Annotated in this window: 24 protein-coding genes; 14 read left to right on the forward strand and 10 right to left on the reverse strand. The window is 72.1% G+C overall.

The annotated features are described in order from the left end of the window. Positions 1 to 1,108, reverse strand: a 1,108-nt coding sequence (locus AB0H81_RS18230; RefSeq protein ID WP_358375706.1) for an MFS transporter, incomplete at its 3' end; no start/stop codon positions are given. Between the two features lie 63 nt (positions 1,109 to 1,171). Between AB0H81_RS18230 and AB0H81_RS18235 the strand changes: the two genes are divergently transcribed. Beyond that, complete coding sequence (locus tag AB0H81_RS18235; RefSeq protein WP_358375708.1) at positions 1,172 to 1,735, forward strand: CGNR zinc finger domain-containing protein; 564 nt, start codon at positions 1,172 to 1,174, stop codon at positions 1,733 to 1,735. Between the two features lie 44 nt (positions 1,736 to 1,779). On the opposite strand, the gene AB0H81_RS18240 is transcribed toward AB0H81_RS18235, so the two are convergent. Next, positions 1,780 to 2,421 carry a helix-turn-helix domain-containing protein gene (locus tag AB0H81_RS18240; RefSeq protein ID WP_358375710.1) on the reverse strand — a complete coding sequence of 214 codons (642 nt, stop codon included), beginning with the start codon at positions 2,419 to 2,421 and terminating at the stop codon, positions 1,780 to 1,782. 60 nt (positions 2,422 to 2,481) lie between these two features. Between AB0H81_RS18240 and AB0H81_RS18245 the strand changes: the two genes are divergently transcribed. Genes AB0H81_RS18245 through AB0H81_RS18260 form a run of 4 tightly spaced genes read left to right on the forward strand, consistent with a single transcriptional unit; the run spans position 2,482 to position 5,301 of the window. Next, positions 2,482 to 2,772, forward strand: a complete 291-nt coding sequence (locus tag AB0H81_RS18245) for an antibiotic biosynthesis monooxygenase (protein ID WP_358375712.1) — start codon at positions 2,482 to 2,484, stop codon at positions 2,770 to 2,772. A 57-nt stretch (positions 2,773 to 2,829) separates the two neighbouring features. Further along, complete coding sequence (locus AB0H81_RS18250; protein ID WP_358375714.1) at positions 2,830 to 3,747, forward strand: ABC transporter ATP-binding protein; 918 nt, start codon at positions 2,830 to 2,832, stop codon at positions 3,745 to 3,747. After that, positions 3,737 to 4,507: an ABC transporter permease gene (locus AB0H81_RS18255; protein ID WP_358375716.1), complete on the forward strand. Its 771-nt coding sequence runs from the start codon at positions 3,737 to 3,739 to the stop codon at positions 4,505 to 4,507. Before AB0H81_RS18250 ends, AB0H81_RS18255 begins: the two co-directional genes overlap by 11 nt. Continuing rightward, complete coding sequence (locus AB0H81_RS18260) at positions 4,504 to 5,301, forward strand: ABC transporter permease (RefSeq protein ID WP_358375718.1); 798 nt, start codon at positions 4,504 to 4,506, stop codon at positions 5,299 to 5,301. Before AB0H81_RS18255 ends, AB0H81_RS18260 begins: the two co-directional genes overlap by 4 nt. Before the next feature lie 214 nt (positions 5,302 to 5,515). On the opposite strand, the gene AB0H81_RS18265 is transcribed toward AB0H81_RS18260, so the two are convergent. From AB0H81_RS18265 to AB0H81_RS18275, 3 genes are read right to left on the reverse strand one after another with little or no spacing between them, the layout of a single operon-like run. Further along, the gene (locus AB0H81_RS18265) at positions 5,516 to 6,601 is read right to left on the reverse strand and encodes a Zn-dependent alcohol dehydrogenase (protein ID WP_358375719.1); all 1,086 of its coding nucleotides are present in this window, start codon (positions 6,599 to 6,601) and stop codon (positions 5,516 to 5,518) included. Positions 6,602 to 6,636: 35 nt separating this feature from the next. After that, positions 6,637 to 6,828, reverse strand: coding sequence for a ferredoxin (locus AB0H81_RS18270; RefSeq protein WP_358375720.1), 192 nt, complete (start codon positions 6,826 to 6,828; stop codon positions 6,637 to 6,639). Continuing rightward, positions 6,825 to 7,280 (reverse strand): pyridoxamine 5'-phosphate oxidase family protein, encoded by a 456-nt coding sequence (locus AB0H81_RS18275; protein ID WP_358375722.1) that lies wholly within the window; start codon positions 7,278 to 7,280, stop codon positions 6,825 to 6,827. Before AB0H81_RS18275 ends, AB0H81_RS18270 begins: the two co-directional genes overlap by 4 nt. Before the next feature lie 97 nt (positions 7,281 to 7,377). On the opposite strand from AB0H81_RS18275, the gene AB0H81_RS18280 reads away from it, so the two are divergent. Next, positions 7,378 to 8,007 (forward strand): class I SAM-dependent methyltransferase, encoded by a 630-nt coding sequence (locus AB0H81_RS18280; RefSeq protein WP_358375800.1) that lies wholly within the window; start codon positions 7,378 to 7,380, stop codon positions 8,005 to 8,007. A 12-nt stretch (positions 8,008 to 8,019) separates the two neighbouring features. On the opposite strand, the gene AB0H81_RS18285 is transcribed toward AB0H81_RS18280, so the two are convergent. The 4 genes from AB0H81_RS18285 to AB0H81_RS18300 form a co-directional block, all read right to left on the reverse strand. Then, a complete protein-coding gene (locus tag AB0H81_RS18285) occupies positions 8,020 to 9,000 on the reverse strand; it encodes a DUF1702 family protein (RefSeq protein ID WP_358375724.1) in 981 nt (326 codons plus the stop codon). Positions 9,001 to 9,158: 158 nt separating this feature from the next. Beyond that, positions 9,159 to 10,199 carry a prenyltransferase gene (locus AB0H81_RS18290; RefSeq protein WP_358375726.1) on the reverse strand — a complete coding sequence of 347 codons (1,041 nt, stop codon included), beginning with the start codon at positions 10,197 to 10,199 and terminating at the stop codon, positions 9,159 to 9,161. Next, positions 10,196 to 10,912: a methyltransferase domain-containing protein gene (locus AB0H81_RS18295; protein WP_358375728.1), complete on the reverse strand. Its 717-nt coding sequence runs from the start codon at positions 10,910 to 10,912 to the stop codon at positions 10,196 to 10,198. Before AB0H81_RS18295 ends, AB0H81_RS18290 begins: the two co-directional genes overlap by 4 nt. Before the next feature lie 51 nt (positions 10,913 to 10,963). Beyond that, a complete protein-coding gene (locus tag AB0H81_RS18300) occupies positions 10,964 to 12,193 on the reverse strand; it encodes a glycosyltransferase family 4 protein (protein ID WP_358375730.1) in 1,230 nt (409 codons plus the stop codon). Positions 12,194 to 12,448: 255 nt separating this feature from the next. On the opposite strand from AB0H81_RS18300, the gene AB0H81_RS18305 reads away from it, so the two are divergent. The 3 genes from AB0H81_RS18305 (at position 12,449) to AB0H81_RS18315 (ending at position 14,987) form a co-directional block, all read left to right on the forward strand. After that, on the forward strand, positions 12,449 to 13,474 hold the full coding sequence (locus AB0H81_RS18305) for a GDP-mannose 4,6-dehydratase (RefSeq protein ID WP_358375732.1): 1,026 nt from the start codon (positions 12,449 to 12,451) through the stop codon (positions 13,472 to 13,474). Positions 13,475 to 13,549: 75 nt separating this feature from the next. Beyond that, positions 13,550 to 14,161, forward strand: a complete 612-nt coding sequence (locus tag AB0H81_RS18310) for a helix-turn-helix domain-containing protein (RefSeq protein WP_358375733.1) — start codon at positions 13,550 to 13,552, stop codon at positions 14,159 to 14,161. After that, positions 14,154 to 14,987: an SRPBCC family protein gene (locus tag AB0H81_RS18315; protein WP_358375734.1), complete on the forward strand. Its 834-nt coding sequence runs from the start codon at positions 14,154 to 14,156 to the stop codon at positions 14,985 to 14,987. The genes AB0H81_RS18310 and AB0H81_RS18315 overlap by 8 nt, the downstream gene beginning before the upstream one ends. 4 nt (positions 14,988 to 14,991) lie before the next feature. On the opposite strand, the gene AB0H81_RS18320 is transcribed toward AB0H81_RS18315, so the two are convergent. Next, positions 14,992 to 15,465, reverse strand: coding sequence for a MarR family winged helix-turn-helix transcriptional regulator (locus AB0H81_RS18320; protein ID WP_358375736.1), 474 nt, complete (start codon positions 15,463 to 15,465; stop codon positions 14,992 to 14,994). Positions 15,466 to 15,549: 84 nt separating this feature from the next. On the opposite strand from AB0H81_RS18320, the gene AB0H81_RS18325 reads away from it, so the two are divergent. The 5 genes from AB0H81_RS18325 (at position 15,550) to AB0H81_RS18345 (ending at position 20,429) form a co-directional block, all read left to right on the forward strand. Further along, positions 15,550 to 16,455, forward strand: a complete 906-nt coding sequence (locus AB0H81_RS18325) for an LLM class flavin-dependent oxidoreductase (RefSeq protein ID WP_358375738.1) — start codon at positions 15,550 to 15,552, stop codon at positions 16,453 to 16,455. Then, on the forward strand, positions 16,452 to 17,252 hold the full coding sequence (locus AB0H81_RS18330) for an NAD(P)-dependent oxidoreductase (RefSeq protein WP_358375740.1): 801 nt from the start codon (positions 16,452 to 16,454) through the stop codon (positions 17,250 to 17,252). The genes AB0H81_RS18325 and AB0H81_RS18330 overlap by 4 nt, the downstream gene beginning before the upstream one ends. A gap of 133 nt (positions 17,253 to 17,385) precedes the next feature. Continuing rightward, complete coding sequence (locus AB0H81_RS18335; protein WP_358375742.1) at positions 17,386 to 18,414, forward strand: DUF559 domain-containing protein; 1,029 nt, start codon at positions 17,386 to 17,388, stop codon at positions 18,412 to 18,414. Positions 18,415 to 18,726: 312 nt separating this feature from the next. Further along, positions 18,727 to 19,305 carry a TetR/AcrR family transcriptional regulator gene (locus AB0H81_RS18340; RefSeq protein ID WP_358375744.1) on the forward strand — a complete coding sequence of 193 codons (579 nt, stop codon included), beginning with the start codon at positions 18,727 to 18,729 and terminating at the stop codon, positions 19,303 to 19,305. 356 nt (positions 19,306 to 19,661) lie between these two features. Continuing rightward, entirely contained in the window at positions 19,662 to 20,429 is a 768-nt protein-coding gene (locus tag AB0H81_RS18345) for an SDR family oxidoreductase (protein WP_358375746.1), read from the forward strand. Positions 20,430 to 20,569: the final 140 nt, after the last annotated feature.

The raw sequence follows: 20,569 nt of genomic DNA on the forward strand, positions 1-20,569 counted from the left end.
CCGCGGCGGCGCCGAAGGCGGCGCCGCCGGAGTCGTGGAGGCCGGTGAGCCGGCCGGCGACGGCGGTGCCCAGGCCGTAGCCGGCCCACATGAAGGTGTTGAGCCAGGCGAAGACCTCGGTGCGGTAGCGAGCGGGGGCGTGCTCGGCGAGCAGGACCGGCACGACGGCGTCGCGCGGCCCGGTCACCAGCCCGACCAGACCGATCAGGACGGCGAGGGTCACGAAGCCGGGCGCCCAGCCCCCGCCGAGCAGGACGGCCGCCTCGGCGAGAGAGAGCAGGACGAGCAGGCGCCCGCCGGTGACGGGCCAGGCCCGCGCGCCGTACCCGAGGGTGCCGAGCAGGGCGCCGGCCGACAGCAGGCCCATCAGCACGCCGGCGGAGGCGGCGGAGCCGAAGGCGGTGGCCGAGGCGACCGTGGCGATGCGCAGGCAGCCGAAGGTGAAGGTGCCGAGGGCGGCGATGGTCAGCAGCAGGAGGGCGCGCCGGTGGGTGAGCGGCCCGGCCAGGCGGAGCCTGCCCGGAGGGGCGGGCGCTGCCTGCCGTACCGCGGGGGAGGTCAGGAGGAGCGCGGTGCCGAGCAGGATGGCGGCGCCGGCGGTGGTCACCACGCCGTGGGCCGGGACGATCAGGGTCAGGACCGGCACGAGCAGGGGGCCGGCGATGAACGTCAGCTCGTTGACGGCGTTGTCGATCGCGTAGGCGGCGGGCAGGGAGGCGGCGGGGACGAGTCGTGGCCAGGCGCTTCTGACGACTGATCCGGCGGGCGGCGTGGTGGCGCCGAGCAGTGCCGCGGCCCCGATCATCAGGGAGGGTGGGGCGAGGAGGAGGAGCGTGTAGGCGAGGGCGTGGGCGGCCAGGTAGCCGGTGAGGGCCCGGCGGGGGCCGTACCGGTCGGCGATGCGCCCGCCGAGTGGCGCGCACAGGGCCAGGGCCAGGGCGTGTCCGGTGAGCACGAGGCCGGCGGTGGCGTAGGAGCCGAGCCGGTCGACGGCGGCCAGCAGCAGGGCGAGGCTGAGCACGGGCGTGCCCAGTTTGACGACGAGCCCGATGACGAGCAGGTGAGGGACGCCTGGGTGGGCGAGCAGGCGGCGATAGGGCGTGAGCATGGCGACTCCGTTACCATCTAACTGGATTACGCCTATGACACACGGGAAGGAGTTACTAGTCAAGTGGAAATAGCCTGTAACGTCACTCGGCAGGCTCCGCTGATCGCCGAGCTGGTCAACCTGGCCACGGCGCACTGGCGGGGCGGTGCCGCGGTGCGGCCGCCGGCGGGCGAGGAGCTGGCGGCGACGTTCGCCGTCCAGCTCGGCGACCGCACGGGGGCCGCCCTGTGCGCGGTCCCGGACGCGGGGCGGCGCCTGGCCGAGCTGGCCGTCGAGCTGCGGCAGGCGCTGCTGGCGGAGCGGCCGGCGGACCAGGCCGCCCGCATCAACGCCATGATCGGCAGGTACGGGGCGCAGCCGTACCTGGTCGAGGATGTCGGCCAGCCGTTCCACCTCCACTTCCACGGGTCGGGCGGCACCCAGGTGGAGGCCCTGGGCGGCGAGTTCGCCACGGCGCTGGCCCTCATCGTGGACGGCTACGGCCCGGACCGCTTCGGCGCGTGCGAGGCCCATCAGTGCGAGGCGGTCTACATCGACCTGACCCGCAACGCCTCGCGCCGCTACTGCAGCGCGGCATGTACGGCTCGCGCCAAGACCGCCGCCTACCGCAGCCGCCGCCACGCCTGATCCGGCCTGGCCTCACGCGTGATCCGGCCTGGCCCCAGGCAGGATCAGGCGTGGCGGGTCGCGCAGAGCTGGGCGCGGAGAGTCTCGCCGACCCACCGTTCCCAGCGCCCGCGCGGCCATCCTCGCTCCTTCACGAACAGAAGGTAGAGCTCGGGGCTGAGCAGGCCGTACAGCAGATCGGCGGCCTCCTCCGCCGACACCTCGGCTCGCGCCCCGGGTTTGCCGACAAGCGCCTCGGCCGCACCCTGCTGGACGACGTACCGGGGATCGACGTCGTGCGGCCACAGCGCGGCCACCTCGGGGTCGCTCGCGACCGCCGCCTCCAGCACCTTGCCGATCGGCGCGACGCGTTCCAGGACCGAGGTCGTGCCGGCGACGTAGGCGCGCAGCATGTCCTGGGCGGTCCCGGCGGCCAGCGCGGCGACGTACCAGGGCCGGTCCATCGTGGCCACCGGCTCGTCGTCGCCCGCGATCGTGACATCGACCAGTTCCTTGAGCAGGGCGCGTTTGTTGCCGAAGACGAAATAGATCGTCTGCACCGCGACGCCCGCCTTGTCGGCGACGTCCTGCAGATTCGTCGCGCCGTATCCGTCCTGCTCGAACAGCTCCAGTGCCGCCGCGAGGATGCGCCGGCGCGTCTCCTTGGCCTTCTGTGCTCGTTTGTTCGGCCGCTTGACATCACTCATGGCTAGAGTCTATCTCTAGATTCATCCCTTAGAAGTCAACTCTAGAGAGCAGGTACAGCCATGACGGTCATCAACGTCACCCGCTTCCAGGCCGACCCCGCTGACGCCGAGCAGGTCCAGGCCCGGCACGCCGCTCTGGTCACCGCGATCAGGGCCACCGTGCCCGGCCTCACCGAGGCGCGCCTCGGCCGGCTGGACGACGAGACGTGGGTCGGCGTCTGGCGGTGGGACTCGGCCGCCAGTCTCCAGGCGGCCCGCCAGGCCGTGCCCGGCATCCCCGCCGCCGCCGCGGCGTTCGCGCTGGCCCGCGACGTCACGGCGCAGGACATCGAGGTCCTGGCGGAGCTCTGACCGCCTCCCCCCGGCCCCGACTCCGGAGCCGGGGGTTCCCCGAATCGAGGAGATGACATGATCGAGATCGACGCGTTGACCAAGGTGTACGGATCGGCGCAGGTCCGGGCGGTTGACGAGGTGTCGCTGCGCATCCCCGCCGGATCGGTCTTCGGCTTCCTGGGACCCAACGGCGCGGGCAAGACCACCACCATCAAGATGCTGGCCGGCCTGCTGACCCCCACCTCCGGTCAGGCCCGGCTGGGCGGATTCGACGTGACCCGGCAGCGCTCGGCCGCGATGGCGCAGTTCGGCGCCGTGCTGGAAGGCTCGCGCAACGTCTACTGGAGCCTGTCGGCCTGGCAGAACCTGATGTACTTCGGCCGCCTCAAGGGCATGCGCAAGGCCCAGGTCGCCGAACGCGCCCAGGACCTGCTGACCGACCTGGGGCTCTGGGAGCGCCGCGACGACAAGGTCGGCGGCTTCTCGCGCGGCATGCAGCAGAAGGTCGCGATCGCCGCCGCCCTGATCGCCGGCCCGCCGATCGTGCTGCTGGACGAACCGACGCTCGGCCTGGACGTGGAGGCGACCCGTACCGTCAAGCACTGGATCGCCGAGCAGGCCCGCGAGCTGGGCACCACCATCCTGCTCACCACGCACCAGCTGGATGTGGCACAGGAGCTGTGCGACCGGGTGGCCGTCATGCGCAAGGGGCGGCTGGTGGCCGACCTGCCCACGCAGGAGCTGCTGGCGGGTTTCCGCGAACGGGACAGGTACGAGATCCGCGTGGAGGGCGCCGCGCCGCCCGGGTTCGACGCCGTCACCCGCGACGGCGTCACCACGATCAGCGTGCGGGTGAGCCATCCGGGTGAGGTGTACGACGTGGTCGAGCGCCTGCGCGCCCAGGGGGCCGTCCTGGAGTCGCTGACCCAGGTGCAGCCCGACCTGGAGGACGTGTTCCTCGCCCTGGTGAACGAGGCTTCCCATGCTGCTTGACGCCCTGCGCGCGGAGATCGGCAAGGGCCTGCGCGTACAACTGGCCCATCCGATCGGCCACGTCATCACGCTGCTGATCAGCACCACCATGTACCTCGGCCTGCAGTTCGTGCTCGGCCAGGGCGAGCTGCGCCAGGATCTGCTGCCGCGGACGCTGGTCGCGATCGGCGGCTACTGGTTCCTGCAGTACGCGGCGCTCGTCATGGTGGCCGACCTCATCGAGGAGAAGCGCGCCGGCACCTTCGCCCAGGCCCAGATGACCCCGGCGCCGCCGTGGCTGCCGATGGTCGGCCGGCTGATCACCGCTTCGATCTTCGGCTTGGCGGTGGCCGCGGTCGCCGCGCTCGTTCCCGCGCTGACGGCCCAGATCGCGATCCCGGTGCGCTGGGCGGCTCTGGTGCCGGCCCTGCTGCTGGCGGCGAACGTGCTGGCCTTCACGTTCCTGCTGGCTGCGCTCGCGCTGGTCTCGCCGGCGATCGGGGCACTGCAGTCGTTGTTCGCCTCGCTGGTGCTGCTGCTCAACGGCTCGTTCCTGCCGCTGGCCCTCTATCCGGACTGGCTGGCCGTCCTGGCCAGGGTCCTGCCCACCACGCTGGGCGTCGAGGCGCTCGGCCAGACGCTGTTCGAGGGCCGGACCCTGGCCGAGGTCTGGAGCGGCGGCACCCTGCCCTGGCTGCTCGCCCACACGCTCGCGCTCACCGCGGTCGGCGGCCTGTTGTTCGCCCGCAACCACCGCCGAGCCCTGGAGGAGTCATCGTGACCTTCGCCCGTGGATGCGCCGCAGAAGTCCGCAAGGGCCTGCTCAACCTCGCCGCCGGATGGCGCCAGGTCCTCATCCAGATGATCACTTTCCCGCTGTTCTACCTGCTCATAGTGCTGTTCATGGGACGCGGGCAGCTGCGCGCGGAACTGCTGCTGCCGGTGTTGCTCGGCATGGTGGCGCTGACCTTCATCCACGAGCAGGTCAACCGGGTGTTCTGGAGCTACCTGGGCGACATCCAGTCCGGCGTGCTGGAGCAGACCTACCTGACCCCGCTGCCCTCGGCCGCGCTCATCCTCGGCCGCCAGGTCGCGGCCGTGATCGCGGCCCTGCCCACCGCGCTGGCCGTCCTGGCCACCGGCGCCGCCGCCATCGCCGTCGGAGGCGGGCAGCTGCCCTTCGACGCGCAGGTGATCGTGCCGCTCGCCGCCATCGTGCTGGGCACCTGCGGACTGGCGCTGATCCTGTGCGGGCTGACCCTGGTGTTCAAGCGCATCGAGATCATCACCCAGCTGTCCGTGGCCGTCTACGCCATCGCCGGCGGCACCCTGGTCCCCCTGGCCGCCATGCCCGACCCGATCGCGTTCCTCAGCCGGCTCCTGGTCCCCGTCGCGCCCGGCATCGAGGCGATGCGCGACATCCTGCTCGGCGGGCACTCCCTGGCCGCCCTCCCCACCGGCTGGGGTCTCGGGTGGCTCCTGGCCCAGCCGCTGCTCATCACCCTCGCCGGGGTGGTGCTGTTCAACCGGCTCGAACACCTCGCCCGGCGCCGCGGCACCCTCGGCCGCTACTAGGGCCTGTACGGTCGATCGCATGTCGGACGGCGAAGCCAAGGATGCCGACATCAAGATCGCCAAACGCCTGGACAATCAATGCCTCGCATGATCTGAAGGCTCCGGTCAGGGCCGGGGTGCGCGAGGGGCGGGAGCCCCCTGGGGGGCGCGCCCGAGCGCGATTCCGCGCGTAGCGGGCCCTTCGTGGGGACCTTGCCTTTCAGAGCCCAGCAGGTCAGTCCATGACGACGACCTGGCGCAGCACCTCGCCGCCCTTCAACGCCGCCACCGCGTCGTTCAGGTCGGCCAGGCGGATGCGGGCGCTGATCATGGAGTCGAGGTCGAGTTGCCCCGCCTTGTACAGGGTGGCGAAGTACGGGAAGTCGTGCCGGACGTCCGCCTCGCCGTACACGCTGGACAGCAGCCTCTTGCCCTCGAACAGCAGACTGAACGCGGAGATCGACACCATGTCGTCCAACGCGCCCGCGCCCACCACGACCACGTCGCCGCCCTGGCGGGCGAGTTGCCAGGCGGCCTGGATGGTGGCGCCCTTGCCGACCGCCTCGAAGGCGTAGTCGAAGCCCTGGCCGCCGGTCAGCTCGCCGAGGGCGCCGATGACGCCGTCGGGGGTGACGGCGTGGGTGGCGCCGACCTTTCTGGCCAGCTCGTGCTTGGACTCCAGCGGGTCGACCGCGAGGATGGTCCTGGCGCCGGAGAGGCGGGCGCCCTGGATGACGGACAGGCCGACGCCGCCGCAGCCGATGACCGCGACCGTGGAGCCGGGGCGTACCCGGGCGGTGTTGACGGCGGCGCCGACGCCGGTGGTGATGCCGCAGCCGATGAGCGCCGCAGCCTCCCACGGCACATCCGCGTCGATCTTGATCGCGCCCTGCCAGGGGATGACGACCTCCTCGGCCCAGGTGCCGCAGCCGGCCATGCCGAAGGCCATGGTGTCGCCGCCGAAGCGGAAGTTGCCCTTGCTGAAGGCCTCGACGGTGTACTTCATGCAGAGGTGCGGCTGGCCTCCCACGCACAGGTGGCACTCCTGGCAGGCGGGGCGCCAGCTGATGATGACGTGGTCGCCCGGCTGGACGGTGGTGACGTGGTCGCCGACCTCCAGCACCTCGCCCGCGCCCTCGTGCCCGGGGACGAGCGGCACGGGTTGCGGCAGCACGCCGGACATGGCCGACAGGTCCGAGTGGCAGACGCCGGTGGCCCTGACCCGGACCCGTACCTCGGTGGGGCCGACGGGGGCCAGCGTGACGTCGTCACGGATGTCGAGCTTGTCGTCGCCTACGGCGTGCAGGAGCGCGGCGCGCATGAGGGGTTCCTCCTCCGGGCTGTCCTGGGGGACGGCTACTCCTCCAGGGAGAGTGCGGCTTTCGGGCAGGACCGGACGGCATGGCGTACGCGGTCGTGCATCTCGGGTGGCGGTTCGGGGAGCAGGATGTGGAGCTGGTCGTCGTCGTCCACATCGAACACCTCGGGAGCGAGCCCCATGCACACGGCATTGGCCTCGCAGACCATCTCATCGACCTTGACTTTCACGTGAGCCTCCTGTGATCCCATGAGACCACCTTGGTGCGCTCCACGACGAATCCGACCCGCTTGCGGCCGGTCTGCTCGACATAGGGGAGCAGATGCTCGTCGGCCACGCCCGGAGTCATCCCGCGCACGACCCGCAGGCCGATGGCGAGGACGGCCTCACGCTCGTCGACCCGCTCGGCCTTGCCGTACAGCAGGACGCCGCGCAGCTGGTCGTAGTCGTCACCGGTCTCGATCAGGCACGTCACGCGCGGGTCGCGCTCCAGGTTGCGGGTCTTCTGCGCCTTGGCGTACGTCCAGAAGCAGACCCTCCCGCGCTCGTCGAGCGCGTAGAACATGGTGACCAGGTGCGGTGTGCCGTCGGGGTTGATGGTCGCGAGCTGCAGCTTGCGGGCCGATGCGAGGAAGGCGTCGACCTCGTCGCCGGGCATCGCGATGCGGGCGCGCTGATTCACGTGCCAAGTAGAACAGGTTGCAGAATGCCGGGCAAGGGGTCACCGGAACCTTGTTCGGTCTTGGGGAGGGATGTCGGTTAGGGTGCGGTTCATGATGATGCCGCCCGATCTCCTGGACGCCGCCGAGCACGCCAAGGGCTTCATGCCGCCGGACGAGGGGCTGGCCCTGTTCGAGACGGCTCTGCGCTACGGCACCAAGGGCCCCATCTGCGAGATCGGTACGTACTGCGGCAAGTCGGCCATCTACCTCGGCGCGGCGGCCCGCCAGGCCGGGACCGTGGTCGTCACCGTGGACCACCACCGCGGCTCGGAGGAGATCCAGCCCGGATGGGAGCACCACGATCCCACGCTGGTGGACCCGCGCTCCGGCAGGATGGACTCACTGCCCGTCTTCCGGGCCACGATCGCCGCCGCCGGGCTGGAGGACGAGGTGATCGCCGTCGTGGGCGCCTCCGAGCGGGTGGCCCGGCTCTGGCGCACGCCGCTCGGCATGCTGTTCATCGACGGCGGCCACTCGGAGGAGCCGGTGACGCGCGACTACGAGGGCTGGGCGCCGCACGTCGCGCCGGGTGGGGCGCTGGTCTTCCACGACATCTATCCCGATCCGGCCGACGGCGGTCAGGCGCCGTACCGGGTGTATGTGCGGGCGCTGGAGTCGGGTGCGTTCGAGGAGGTCGAGGTACGGGGATCGCTGCGGGTGCTCGAACGGGTCCGCCCCGGCATCTGACGGGTCCCGGGGTCAGCAGGCGAGCGCTTGGTGGCGGTGGGACCAGGCCCGCCGGGTCTCCGCCTGCCACGCGAGATAGTCGTCGTGCGTACGGGCGTCGTGCCCGAGCGCCAGCAGCGCCCGGTCCGCCCAGGAGGCGGCCTCCTCCGGCTCGGTCCCCGCCAGGATCGGCGCGGCCAGCACGGCCGACCCGAGCAGCGCCCCCTCGCGCACCACGGCCATCGACGCGAACGCGCACCCCTGTGCCAGGCAGGACCGGTACCCGTCGGCTCCCGCTCGCTCGGCCAGCAGCGCCAGTTCCTCGCCGGTGGCGCCGCCCGTGCGCGTGGCGGCGTAGGCCACCCCGGCCCACAGGTCGCCCCGCCGTCCCGCCGGGAACCCGGCGACGCGGTCGGCCACGGGCTCGGCCGAGGCCCGCTCGTGGTGCCACAGCAGCCGGCCGAGCCCCTGGTCGGACGTCGCGCAGCGGGCCCGCGTCAGCAGTCCCGGCATGGCCCGCTCGTGCAGCATGCGGACGCCCGCCTCCAGGCCCCGCTGGAACCCGTACCCGTCGACGGCCAGCCAGCGCAGCAGCGGGTGCCCCCGGCACGCCCCGCGCATGGGAGGCAGGCGCAGCAGCGCGTACCCGCGCCCGGCCCCGAGGTGGACGGCGTGGTGGTGGCGCGCGGCCGGTCCGGAGAGCAGGTCGCGAAGGCGCCGTCCCCGCGACAGCGTGAGCAGGTCGAGCACCGCGCTCGCGGCCCCCGCGCCCTCGCAGGCGAACGTCCACCGCTCGCGGGGCAGCCCGTCCAGCAGCGCCGGGAGGGTGCCCGAGTCGCGGGACAGGGCGGCGTTGAAGCCGGAGACGTACGCGCTCTCGGCCTCCTCGACCCCGCGCCGGTCCGGTCCGGCGGCCCAGGGGCCGGCGGCGACCTCCTCGAAGTCGCGGGCCAGGAGCCTGCGCCAGCCGGTGGCCGGGGGCGCGGGCGCCGGATCGATCCCGTCATGGTGCAAGAACGCAGTCGTGCCCGTGTCGCCCACGCTTCCCCCGAAGACGCCTCGTACGGCCACTCACGACGCTAGTGACCTGCTTGCGCCCGCCCGGTACGGCGCTCCGGCCTCACCGGCAAAGAAACCGCAAAAGCCCTTGCGGACGGGGAAACCGGGGGGACTCAGGCGCGGGCCGGGGTGCAGCCGCACCGGTCGGGGTCCGACGGCGGGACGGGCGGCGCGCTCACGTCGCGGAACAGCCCCGCGCCCGCCGACAGTCCCTCCAGCGCGTCCGCCGCCAGCACCACCGCGGCCGCCGTGTAGCCGGACCGCTCGTGCGGGAAGTGCTTGCGGTTGGCGAACTGCCAGCCGGTCCAGTACGACCCGTCCTCGTGCCGGAGGTGCTGCATGTCGGCGAACAGCCGTCGCGCCCGCTCCCCGTCGCCGAGCGCGTCGAGCGCCAGCACCAGCTCGCACGTCTCGGCTCCGGTGACCCACGGCTCGTCCGACACGCACCGGATCCCGAGGCCGGGCACCACGAACGTCTCCCACTCGCGTTCCATCAGCTCGAACGCCTGCGCGCCGCGCACGGCCCCGCCCAGCACCGGGTAGTACCAGTCCATCGAGAAGCGGCTCTTGTCGGCGAACGCCTCCGGGTGGGCCGCCAGGACGTGCGCCAGCCGGTCGGCGGCCAGCTCCCAGTGCGGCTGCGGGTCGCCGAGACGCTCGGCCAGCAGCACGCCGCAGCGCAGCCCCTGGTGGATCGACGAGCAGCCGGTGAGCAGCGCGTACGTCGAGGCCAGGCCCTGGGCGTCGCGCTCCCAGACGATCTCGCCGCGCCCGGTCTGCAGTCCCACGACGTAGTCGAGGGCGGCCTTGACCATCGGCCAGCGCCGCTCGGTGGCCTCCTGGTCGCCGGTCACCAGGTGGTGGTGCCACAGGCCGGCGGCCACGTACGCGGCGTGGTTGGTCTCACCGCCCCGCTCGACGGCGGCGCCGCCGACCAGCTTCATCGGCCAGGAGCCGTCGTCGCGCTGGTGCCGTTCCAGCCACTCCCAGCCGCGCCGCACGGGCTCCTCCAGCCCGGCGACCGCCATGGCCATGAGGCACTCGACGTGGTTCCAGGCGTCCACGTGCCCCTCGGGCCACGGCACGCCGCCGTCCTGCTGCTGGATCGCCGCGATGCTCAAGGCCGTACGGACGACCTCCTCGCGGCCGATCACGCCGCGGGCTTCCTGACGTACAGGACCACGCTCTTGCCGATGAGCGGGTTGAGCAGCGCCTCGGCGAGGCGGGTCGCGGCGGGGCGCTTCATGATGTCCCACACGAGCAGCTCGTGGTATGCCTTGGCCAGCGGGTGCTCGTCGTTGTTGACGCCGACCGCGCACTTGATCCACCAGTACGGCGCGTGCAGGCCGTGGGCGTGGTGGTGCGGGCCGATGACGAAGCCGACGGACTTCAGCTTGGCAGACAGCTCGGCCAGCGTGTAGATGCGGACGTGGCCGCCGGGGGCGGTGTGGTAGTCCTCGTCCAGCGCCCAGCAGATCCGCTCGGGCAGGAAGCTCGGCACCGTGATCGCGGCCGTGCCGCCCGGCTTGAGCACCCGGAAGATCTCCCGCATCGCGGCCATGTCGTCGGGGATGTGCTCCAGCACCTCGGCGGCGATGACCCGGTCGAAGCCGCCGTCCTCGAACGGCATGTCCAGCGCCGTCCCCTGGACGGTCTCGCCGGTGGCGCCCGGCGGTACCTCGCCGGCCTTGTCCATCGCCGAGAACATGCCGGCCACGCCGTCCAGCTCGGCCTGGTCCATGTCGAAGGCGACCACGTCCGCGCCTCGGCGCAGCACCTCGAAGGCGTGCCGGCCCCCGCCGCAGCCCAGGTCGAGCACGCGCGTGCCGGGCCCGACGGGCAGCCGGGCGAAGTCCACGGTCAGCACTTGATCCGTCTCCTTGTGGTCAGGGGGAAGGGGATTCTCGGCCGGGGGGAGTCAGCGGGTACGGCGGTGGGCCGCGATGGCCTCGTGGTACGCCTCGACGGTCCGCTTGGCGACGACGTGCCAGGTGTAGCGCTCCATGACCCGGTCGTATCCGGCGCGCCCCACCCGTTCGCGCTCCTCGGGCGAGTCGTGCAGGCGCCGCAGCACCGCGGCCAGCTCCTCGGGGTCGCCGGGCGCGACCTGGACCGCCGCGTCGCCGACCACCTCGGGCAGCGCCCCGGTACGGCTGGCGACCAGGGGCGTGGCGCAGGCCATGTGCTCGACCGCGGGCAGCGAGAACCCCTCGTACAGGGAGGGGACGACCGAGATCTCGGAGGTGGCGATCAGCTCGCCCAGTTCGTCGTCGGAGATGCCGTGGACGAAGCGGACCCGTTCCTGCAGCGACAGCTCCTGGACGAGCTGCTCGGTGGGCCCGCCGGGGGTGGGTTTGCTGACGACGGTGAGGTTCACGTCGCGTTCGGTGGCGAGCTTGGCGACCGCGCGCAGCAGCGTGGCGACGCCCTTCATGGGGGAGTCGGCGCTGGCCACGGCCACGATCGAGCCCTTGCGCCGCGGCTTGTCCGGGCGCGGGTGGAAGTAGCGGGTGTCGACGCCGAGGGGGATCAGGCGCATGTTGGCCTGGGGGACGTTGAAGTCGCGGTGGATGTCGGCCAGCGACGACTCGCTGACCGTGAGGATGGGGCTCAGCCGGGGCGCGACGCGGGCCTGCATCCTGACGAACCCGTACCAGCGGCGCAGCGACAGCTTCTTGGCGCCCTGCGCGGCCTCCAGCTCGATGCGCCGGTCCACGCTGATGGGGTGGTGGATGGTGCCGACCACGGGGAACAGCTTCTGGATGCCCAGCAGGCCGTACCCGAGGGTCTGGTTGTCCTGGACGACGTCGAAGTCGCCGACGCGCTTCTTCAGCTCGCGGTAGGCGCGCAGGGTGAACGTCAGCGGCTCGGGGAAGCCGGCCGTCCACATGGTGCCGACTTCCAGACAGTCGATCCAGTCGCGGTACTCGTGCAGCTTGGGCGTCCTGAACGGGTCCTCGTCGCGGTAGAGGTCCAGGCTCGGCACCTCGTTGAGGATCACGCCCTCGTCGAGCTCCGGGTACGGCTGGCCGGAGAACACCTCCACGTGGTGCCCGAGTGCGACCAGCTCACGGCTCAGGTGGCGCAGGTAGACGCCCTGCCCCCCACAGGTCGGCTTGCTGCGGTAGGACAGCAGCGCGATCCGCAACGGACACCCCTTTCTCTGCCGGTAGGCACGCTGTGTCCGGCGTGTACCATGAAAGATGACCTTAGTCCGAAAAGGCTACCATTCGGTAGGTCGTCTGGAATTGTTCCTCATCTCTTCCGCAGGGCGCGCGAACTGCGGCGTTGGCCTGCCCGAGCGAGATTCGGTGGAACGTGTTCTAGGTGTGCTGATGCTGCGACACGGCCTTAGCTGTACATTCCGTCCCAAACATACGCGGCAGTGATAGGGGAGGAACCGTTGGCCAGGCGAGCTCTGATCACCGGCATCACCGGCCAGGACGGCTCCTATCTGGCGGAGCACCTGCTCCGCGAGGGCTACGAGGTCTGGGGGCTGGCGCGCGGGCAGGCCAACCCTCGGGTGTCGCGCATGCGCAAGCTGCTCGCCGACGTGCAGGTGGTGCGCGGCGACCTCCTCGACCAGGGGTCGCTCATCTCCGCTGTGGAACGCGTCCAGCCCGACGAGGTCTACAACCTGGGAGCCATCTCCTTCGTGCCCATGTCGTGGGAGCAGGCCGAGCTGACCGCCGAGGTCACCGGGATGGGCGTCCTGCGCATGCTGGAGGCCATCAGGGTGTGCTCCGGGGTGTCGCGCGGCGGCACGGCGGCCGGCGGCCAGATCCGCTTCTACCAGGCGTCCTCGTCGGAGATGTTCGGCCAGGTCAGCGAGACGCCGCAGAACGAGCGCACCGCCTTCCACCCGCGCTCGCCGTACGGGGTGGCCAAGGCGTACGGGCACTTCCTCACCCAGAACTACCGTGAGTCGTACGGCATGTTCGCGGTGTCCGGGATCCTGTTCAACCACGAGTCGCCGCGACGCGGCGCCGAGTTCGTCACCCGCAAGGTCTCGCTGGGGGTGGCCCGCATCAAGCTCGGCCTGGCCGACGAGTTGCGCCTCGGCAACCTGGAGGCGCGGCGCGACTGGGGGTTCGCGGGCGACTACGTGCGCGCCATGCACCTCATGCTCCAGGCCGCCACGCCCGAGGACTACGTGATCGGCACCGGCCGTATGAAGTCGGTCAGGGAGCTGGCCGCGGCCGCCTTCGCCGCCGCCGGGCTCGACTGGGAGCGGTACGTCGTCACCGACCAGTCCCTGCACCGCCCCGCCGAGGTGGACCTGCTGTGCGCCGACCCGAAGAAGGCCCGGGTGCAGCTCGGCTGGGAGCCCACCGTGTCGTTCGACGAGCTGGTCGCGATGATGGTCGAGTCGGACATCCGCCTGCTGTCGGACGGCGGTGACCCCGACCAGGACAGCTCCTGGCCCTGATCTCCGATCCACCCCGCGCCCCTTCGGCATGGGCCATTGACAAAATTGTCTTTTACGTAAAACAATGTTTTTGCGATGAGAGACGTCCTGTACCTGGAAGAGATCGAGCAGGCCGAGGCCCTGCTCAAACCGCAACGCGTCGAGGTGCTGCGGCAGCTCGCCGAGCCGCGCACCTGCACCGAGGTGGCCGAGCGGCTCGGCCAGACGCCCCAGCGCGTCTACTACCACGTCAAGCGGCTGGTCGAGGCGGGGCTCGTGGACCTGGTCTCCGAGCGCAAGGTGCGCGGCATCAACGAGGGCATCTACCAGGCCGGCGCCCGCGCGTACTGGCTGTCGCCGCGCCTGGTCGGCCGGATCGGCCTGCGCCGGGCGCGCGACGAGCTCAGCCTGGGCTACCTGCTCGACCTGATGGAGGAGGTCCAGGCCGACATCGCCGGCCTCGACCGGGCCGCCCCCGAGCTGCCGTCGATCGGCGTGTCGGGGGAGATCCGCGTACGGCCCGAGGACCGGCAGCGGTTCCTGAACGACCTGCAGACCACGCTGCGCGAGCTGTTCACGAGGTACGGCGGAGCCGAGGGTGACGCCTTCAAGCTCGCCGTCGCCTGCTACCCCGTCCACCCGAAGTCCGTCCACCCGAAGTCCGTCGACCGGAAGTCCGTCGACCTGAAGGAGGAGCGCCATGACTGAGCCGATGACCCTGCGTGCACGTGTCCAGGCCCCCGTCAAGGAGGTGCGGCACGCGCTGACCGACCCCGCCGCCATGCGGATCTGGCTGGCCGAGCACGCCGAGGTCGAGCTGCCCGGCCGCTACGCGTTCTGGGGATGCCACACCCCCGAGGGCGACGCGCCGCACCAGCGGCTCCTGCACGCCGACGAGCGCACGGTCCGCTTCGCCTGGACGCTCGGCGGGGTGGAGGCCACCACCGAGTTCTCCGTCGAGGAGGACGGGGACGACGCCACGATCGTGTCGCTGTCCCAGAGCGACTACGACAACCAGGAGGCCCTCGCGAACACGAGCATCCGCGGGGTCCTGCAGACGTACTGGTGCCTGGCCCTGGCGAACCTGGCCGAGCACCTGGAGGGCCGCGAGCTCACCCCGAAGATCGACTTCACCACGCGGGAGATGCGCGCCGACGTGCTCGTCGGCGCGGCGCCGGACACCGTGTTCGACTCGCTGATCGACTCCGAGAAGGCGACGCGCTGGTTCGGCTTTCCCCTGGGGATCGAGCCGCGCGTGGGCGGGCGCTACGCGATGGGCGGCTTCGACAACCCGAACCCGGCCGTGATCGTGGACCTGGAGCCGGGGCGGCGGCTGTCCGTGGACTGGGGGCCCGTCGGCGTCGGCACCTGGGAGCTGGAGGGCTCTGAGGGGCGGACACGGCTGACGCTGGTGCAGAGCGGGTTCGAGGGCGACCTGCCGCCGTACGCGGCGTGGGGCGGGATCCTGGCGGGGCTGTCGGAGCTGCGCCGCTTCCACGAGATCCCGGACTGGCGGCCCATCTGGGTCGGGTAGCCGGCTATCTCCGCAGCTCCTCGCCCGGGGCCAGGTGGGCGAGGACGGTCTCGGCGATGGTGCCGAGGACCTCGATCTGCTCGGGGGAGAGCAGGTCGATGAGGTGCCGCCGCACCGACGCGACGTGGCCGGGGGCGGCCTCCTGGATGGTGCGCAGGCCGTGCTCGGTGAGCGTGATCACCGAGCCGCGGGCGTCCGTCTCGCACCCCTCGCGGGCGACGAGGCCCCGCTGCTCCATCCGCCCGATGTGCCGGGACAGCCGGCTCTTCGACCAGAGCATCCGCTCGGCCAGCTCGGTCAGCCGCCGCCGGTGTCCCTCGGACGAGGTCAGCGCCGACAGCACGTCGTAGTCGGGGGCCGACAGTCCCGACTCGCGGGTCAGATCCTGGCTCACCTGGGCGTCGAGCAGCAGGCGCATCCGCCGGTACCCGATCCAGGCGCGGAACTCGTCGTCGTCCAGCCATCGGGGCTCCGCCATGCCGCTCACCCTAACCCATGTTGTTGACGTGTAAACATCTGTCGTTTAGGTTTACATGTAAACCACTTCGGGAGGGTGAGCGGCATGGGCCTGTTCGGACTCGGGATCTCCACATCCGCGGCGGCGGAGGCGGACCCGGTGGGCGACGCGCGGGCGGCGGAGGCGCTGGGGTTCGACTTCGTCTCGGCCTCCGACCACCCGTGCGGCAGCGCGCCGACGTACGAGGTGTGGACGATGCTGACCTGGGTCGCGGCGGCCACCTCGCGCATCCGGGTGGCCACGCGGGTGCTGGGCACGCCGTACCGGCCGCCGGCGATGGTGGCCAAGATGGCGGAGACCCTGCACCGCTTCTCCGGGGGCCGGCTGATCCTCGGGCTCGGGGGCGGTTACTCGGACGAGGAGTTCCGGGCGTTCGGGCTGGGCGTGCCGTCGCCGCGGGAGAAGGTGGACGGGATGGAGGAAGCCGTCCAGATCATCCGGGGACTGTGGTCGCGGCCGTCGTTCACGTTCGAGGGCAGCCGCTATCAGACGTTCGAGGCCGACCTGGAGCCCAAGCCGGAGCGGCCGATCCCGATCTGGCTGGGGACGTACGGCAGGCGGGCGCTGAAGATCACGGGGCGGCTGGCCGACGGGTGGATCCCGTCGTACGGGTTCTCGCCGCCGGAGCAGGTGGCCGTGCTGCGTTCGCGGGTGCTGGCCTCGGCCGCCGAGGCCGGGCGTGAGGTGGAGTGCGTGTACAACGTCCCGGTGCGCGTCGAGGCGGGCGCCGCTGCCGGGGACGGGGTGGTGGCGGGGAGTGCCGATGAGGTGTCCGAGCGGCTGGGGGAGCTGGGCGGGCTGGGGTTCACGTCCATGAACCTCATGCCGGTGGGGCCGGACTTCCGGGACCAGGCGGAACTGCTGGCCCAGAAGGTCCTGCCGCATCTGAGGGAGAGGTGGGGGGTGCGTGCGGCGGAAATGTCGGTGATTGACGGCACAATCCAGCCATGACTGTGCAGAGTGTCGTCCTCACCGGCGCCGCCGGGAATGTCGGCTCCGTACTGCGTGAACCACTGCGCGGCCGGCTGCGCCGGCTGGTGTCCGTGGACCGTGTGCCGCTGACCGCCGCCGGCCCGGACGAGGAGGTCCGGCAGGCCGAGCTGGGCGGCGTCGAGGACGTGATGGCGATCGTCGAGGGCGCCGACGCGGTCGTCCACCTGGCCGGTGTGCCGGACGAGGCGCCGCTCGCCGACCTCCTCGACGCCAACGTTCTGGGCGCCCACCACGTGCTGGAGGCGGCGCGGCGCACCGGGGTCAGGCGCGTGGTGCTGGCCGGCAGCAACCGGCTGACCGGCTGCTACCCGTCCGCGGAGACGGTCTCGGCGGAGGCGCCGCCCCGGCCGGACGGGCTGTACGGCGTCAGCAAGGTCGCCCTGGAGGCGCTGGGCCGGCTGTACGCCGACAAGTTCGGGCTGGAGGTGGTGTGTCTGCGGATCGGCAGCCTGGAGCCCGTCCCGAGCGAGCCGCGGCACCTGGCGACGTGGCTGAGCCCGTACGACTGCGCCGGGTTCGTCTGGGCGGCGCTGACCCGGCCCGGTGTGACCTTCACCGCCGCGTACGCGGTCTCGGCGAACACCCGCCGGTTCTGGGAACTGGACGACCGGCTCGGCTACCGGCCCCGCGACGACGCCGAGACGTACGCGGACCGGATCCCGGGGGCGGCGGAGTACTTCGCCGGCGACCCGCTCCAGGGCGGCGAGTACGCCACGGCCGCCTACACCCTCCGCCACGCGCTCGGCGAGAGCTAGCGTGCCCCGCACCTGACCGAGGGGTTCCACGGCGAGGCGTACACCGCGGCGCCGAGCTGTGGAAAGGCCGCGGTCGTCCACAGAACGGCATTCGGCGTCCAGTCGCGGCTCCGTCCCTCGCCATCCTGGGCCCGTGAACCACTCCGGCAACACCGGCGCCCCAGCCACCCCGAGCACGGCATCCTCGGCCACCGTGAGCGCCGGGTTCTCGGCCACCACCAGTGCTGAGAGCCCGGCCACCGCGAGCACGGCGTCCTCGGCCACCGCGGGCGCCGGGCCCACGGCCCACACAAGGGCTGAGAGCCCGGCCGCCCCGGACGTCAGCGGCGGCCCGGCCGGCCCGAGCCGCAGGCGACCGGCACCCGCCCGAACCCCCACCACACTGCTCGGGCGGGCGCGGACGGTGACCCGTGCGGTGCCGCAGGCCGTCGCCTGCCGGCAGACCGCCGCGCACGTGTGGGGCCTGAACGCGCTGAGCCCCGGGGCGGCGGACGCCGACTGGCCGGTCGAGCTGGTCGCCCCCGGCCACCTGACGCTCCCCGGCTGCGTCACCCACGTCGCCACGTTGCCTCCGGCGGACGTGACCGAGCACAGGGGCGTGCGCGTCACCACCCCCGGACGCACGGCCCTCGACTGCGCCCGCTGGTTGCCGCGCCCGGAGGCGGTGGCCGCCCTCGACCAGTTCGTGAGGCGCGGGGTGGACCTGGAGGAGCTGTGGCGCCGCGCGCCCTCGTGGCACGTGCGTGACACGCTCGCCCTGGCCGACCGGGGCGCGGCGTCGCCCCCGGAGAGCTGGCTGCGGGTCATCCTCGTGGACGGCGGCCTGCCCCGCCCCGCCACCCAGATCCGCGTGCCCCTGGCGGGTGACCGCCACGCGTACCTCGACCTGGGCTGGGAGCCGTACCGGCTGGCGGTCGAGTACGACGGCCAGGAGCACCACACGTCGGCGGCAGACCAGCGCCGCGACGACGATCGCCGCGCGGAGCTGCGCCGGCAGGGGTGGCGCGTCATCCCGGTGCGCAAGGACGTGTTCCCCGGCCAGACGGCCGCCCTGCTGGAGCACGTCGCCAACGCCCTCATCGAGTGCGGCTGGCGCCCCACGCCGCGCCAGACGACCCGCATCCTGTCCCGCATCCGCGCCGCCCGCCGCCGTCATCGATGATGTGGCGGTTGTGGGCCCTCGACGTGAAGGGCCGGATGCGCGGCAAGGATCATGCTGGAGGGCCGGCGAGCGGGTTCACGCGGCGGCGAAAGGTGTGCCACCCTGCGTCGCTGCTCACCGTCCGCCAACTCCCCGACCACCTCACCGGCCTGCCCGGCGAGACCCCGGTCTTGGTCGACGGCAACGGGGAGGAGCGGTCCCTCCGCCCGCACAGAGATCTTCGCCGAGATCGAGCGACTCCACGCCATCGCCCCGTGTCCCCTACTTGACCACATTTTCGACCTCAAGTTCCAATTTGGCTACGGTGGACGCATGGCACGCACCAAGGAGTTCGACCCGGACGCCGCCGTGGACAAGGCCATGGAGGTGTTCTGGGCCAACGGCTACGCCGCCACCACGCCGCAGCAGCTCGTCGACGCCCTCGGCATCGGCCGCGGCAGCCTGTACAACGCGTTCACCAGCAAGCGGGCGTTGTACGAGCGCGCGCTCAGGCGCTACTACGAGCGGGAGACGGTCCGGCTGATCCAGGTGCTGGACGGGCCGGGCCCGGCGCGGGAGCGACTGCGCGCGGCCCTCGACCTCGTGATCGCCGCCGCCGTGGACGACCGGGAGCGGCGCGGGTGCATGGTCACCAACGCCGCCGTCGAGCTGGCGGACCGGGACGAGGTGGTCGCCCACCTGGTACGCCGCACCTTCGAGCGGCAGGAGGCGGCGTTCCGCAGCACCATCGAGGAAGGGCGGCGCGGTGGCGAGATCAGCGGCGACCGGGACGCGGCGGCGCTGGCCGCGTTCTTCCTGACCACCATCAACGGCATCCGGGTGCTGGCCAAGGCCGACCCCGACCCGCGCCGCCTCTCCGGGCTGGCGGAGACGGCCCTGAGCGTCCTCTGAGGTCTCCGGGTCACCACCCTGGGTTTCTCTGTGGTCGCTCAGTCCTGTGAGAGGGGCGGATCGCCGGCCCGCGCCGGGTGTGCAGCCCTGGGAGCCTAGCCCTTCGGGAAGCTGAGCCCTTGGGGAGCCAAACCCCCTCGAGAGCTGAACCCTCGGGAAGCCAACCCCCGGGGAGCCAAGCCTCGGGGAGCCAAATCCCTCGCGAGCTGAGCCTCCGGGAAGCCAACCCCGGGAAGCCGAGGTCTCCTCCCGGGGGCTTGCGTGCTCGTGGCGAGCTGCTCCCGGCTCGGCCTGCACGGATCGGCCTTCTGCGTGCCTGTTTTTTGTAACTAGAGTTCAAGAAAGGTGATCCAACCATGGATCTTCAGTTGAAGGGCAAGACCGTCGTCGTCACCGGTGCCGGCAAGGGCATCGGCCTCGCCGTCGTGCGGGCGTTCGCCGCCGAGGGCGCCCGGGTGATCGCCGCCGCCCGTACCGTGAACGCCTATCCGGCCGACGTGGTCGCCGTGCCGGCGGACCTCACCACCCCCGAGGGGGTGCGCGCCCTCGCCGAGCGCGCCGGGGACGCGGACGTCCTCGTGAACAACCTGGGCGGGGTCCTGGACGCCGGCATGCGGGCCGGCGGCTTCCTGGACATCGACGACGAGACCTGGCTGGGCACGTTCCAGCTCAACCTCTTCGCCACCGTGCGCGTCACCCGTGCCCTGCTGCCCGGCCTGTTGCGGCGGCGCGGGGTCGTGGTGAACGTGTCCTCCATCGGGGCCCGCGCCGCGTTCAAGCCGATCGACTACGGCGCCGCCAAGGCCGCCCTGACGAACCTGACCAAGGGGCTCGCCGAGGAGTTCGGCGGGCAGGGGCTGCGGGCGCTGACCGTGAGCCCCGGGCCGACCCGCACCCGCAACTGGGGCGACCCCGACGGCTACGCCGGTGAGCTGGCCCGGGCGGCCGGTGTGGAGCTCGACGAGTTCCTGGCCCAACTGCCCGGCCAGATGGGCATCACCACCGGACGACTCACCGAACCCGAGGAGACGGCGGCGCTGGTGGCCTTCCTCGCCTCCCCGGTGTCCGGCAACCTCACCGGCGCCGACTACCTCGCCGACGGGGGAGTGATCAAGACCGTCTGAACCGGCCCAGGGAAGGGGCAGGGCCCGTTCGACCATGACCTTCCCGCTGGGCGACCGGCCGACCGGTCCCGGGCCGACCGGTCCCTGGGCCGACCGGTCCCGGGCCGAGCGGTCCTCGGGCCGCCGGGACACGGCGCGGC

Origin of the sequence: Nonomuraea sp. NPDC050691, assembly GCF_040654455.1 — a bacterium.
Classification (GTDB): domain Bacteria; phylum Actinomycetota; class Actinomycetes; order Streptosporangiales; family Streptosporangiaceae; genus Nonomuraea.

Bases quoted from the DNA above. Each gene is read 5' to 3' on its own strand.
- AB0H81_RS18240 (WP_358375710.1), bottom strand. From the start codon at position 2,421: ATGAGTGATGTCAAGCGGCCGAACAAACGAGCACAGAAGGCCAAGGAG.
- AB0H81_RS18245 (WP_358375712.1), top strand. From the start codon at position 2,482: ATGACGGTCATCAACGTCACCCGCTTCCAGGCCGACCCCGCTGACGCC.
- AB0H81_RS18250 (WP_358375714.1), top strand. From the start codon at position 2,830: ATGATCGAGATCGACGCGTTGACCAAGGTGTACGGATCGGCGCAGGTC.
- AB0H81_RS18255 (WP_358375716.1), top strand. From the start codon at position 3,737: ATGCTGCTTGACGCCCTGCGCGCGGAGATCGGCAAGGGCCTGCGCGTA.
- AB0H81_RS18265 (WP_358375719.1), bottom strand. From the start codon at position 6,601: ATGCGCGCCGCGCTCCTGCACGCCGTAGGCGACGACAAGCTCGACATC.
- AB0H81_RS18280 (WP_358375800.1), top strand. From the start codon at position 7,378: ATGCCGCCCGATCTCCTGGACGCCGCCGAGCACGCCAAGGGCTTCATG.
- AB0H81_RS18310 (WP_358375733.1), top strand. From the start codon at position 13,550: ATGAGAGACGTCCTGTACCTGGAAGAGATCGAGCAGGCCGAGGCCCTG.
- AB0H81_RS18315 (WP_358375734.1), top strand. From the start codon at position 14,154: ATGACTGAGCCGATGACCCTGCGTGCACGTGTCCAGGCCCCCGTCAAG.
- AB0H81_RS18320 (WP_358375736.1), bottom strand. From the start codon at position 15,465: ATGGCGGAGCCCCGATGGCTGGACGACGACGAGTTCCGCGCCTGGATC.
- AB0H81_RS18325 (WP_358375738.1), top strand. From the start codon at position 15,550: ATGGGCCTGTTCGGACTCGGGATCTCCACATCCGCGGCGGCGGAGGCG.
- AB0H81_RS18330 (WP_358375740.1), top strand. From the start codon at position 16,452: ATGACTGTGCAGAGTGTCGTCCTCACCGGCGCCGCCGGGAATGTCGGC.
- AB0H81_RS18340 (WP_358375744.1), top strand. From the start codon at position 18,727: ATGGCACGCACCAAGGAGTTCGACCCGGACGCCGCCGTGGACAAGGCC.
- AB0H81_RS18345 (WP_358375746.1), top strand. From the start codon at position 19,662: ATGGATCTTCAGTTGAAGGGCAAGACCGTCGTCGTCACCGGTGCCGGC.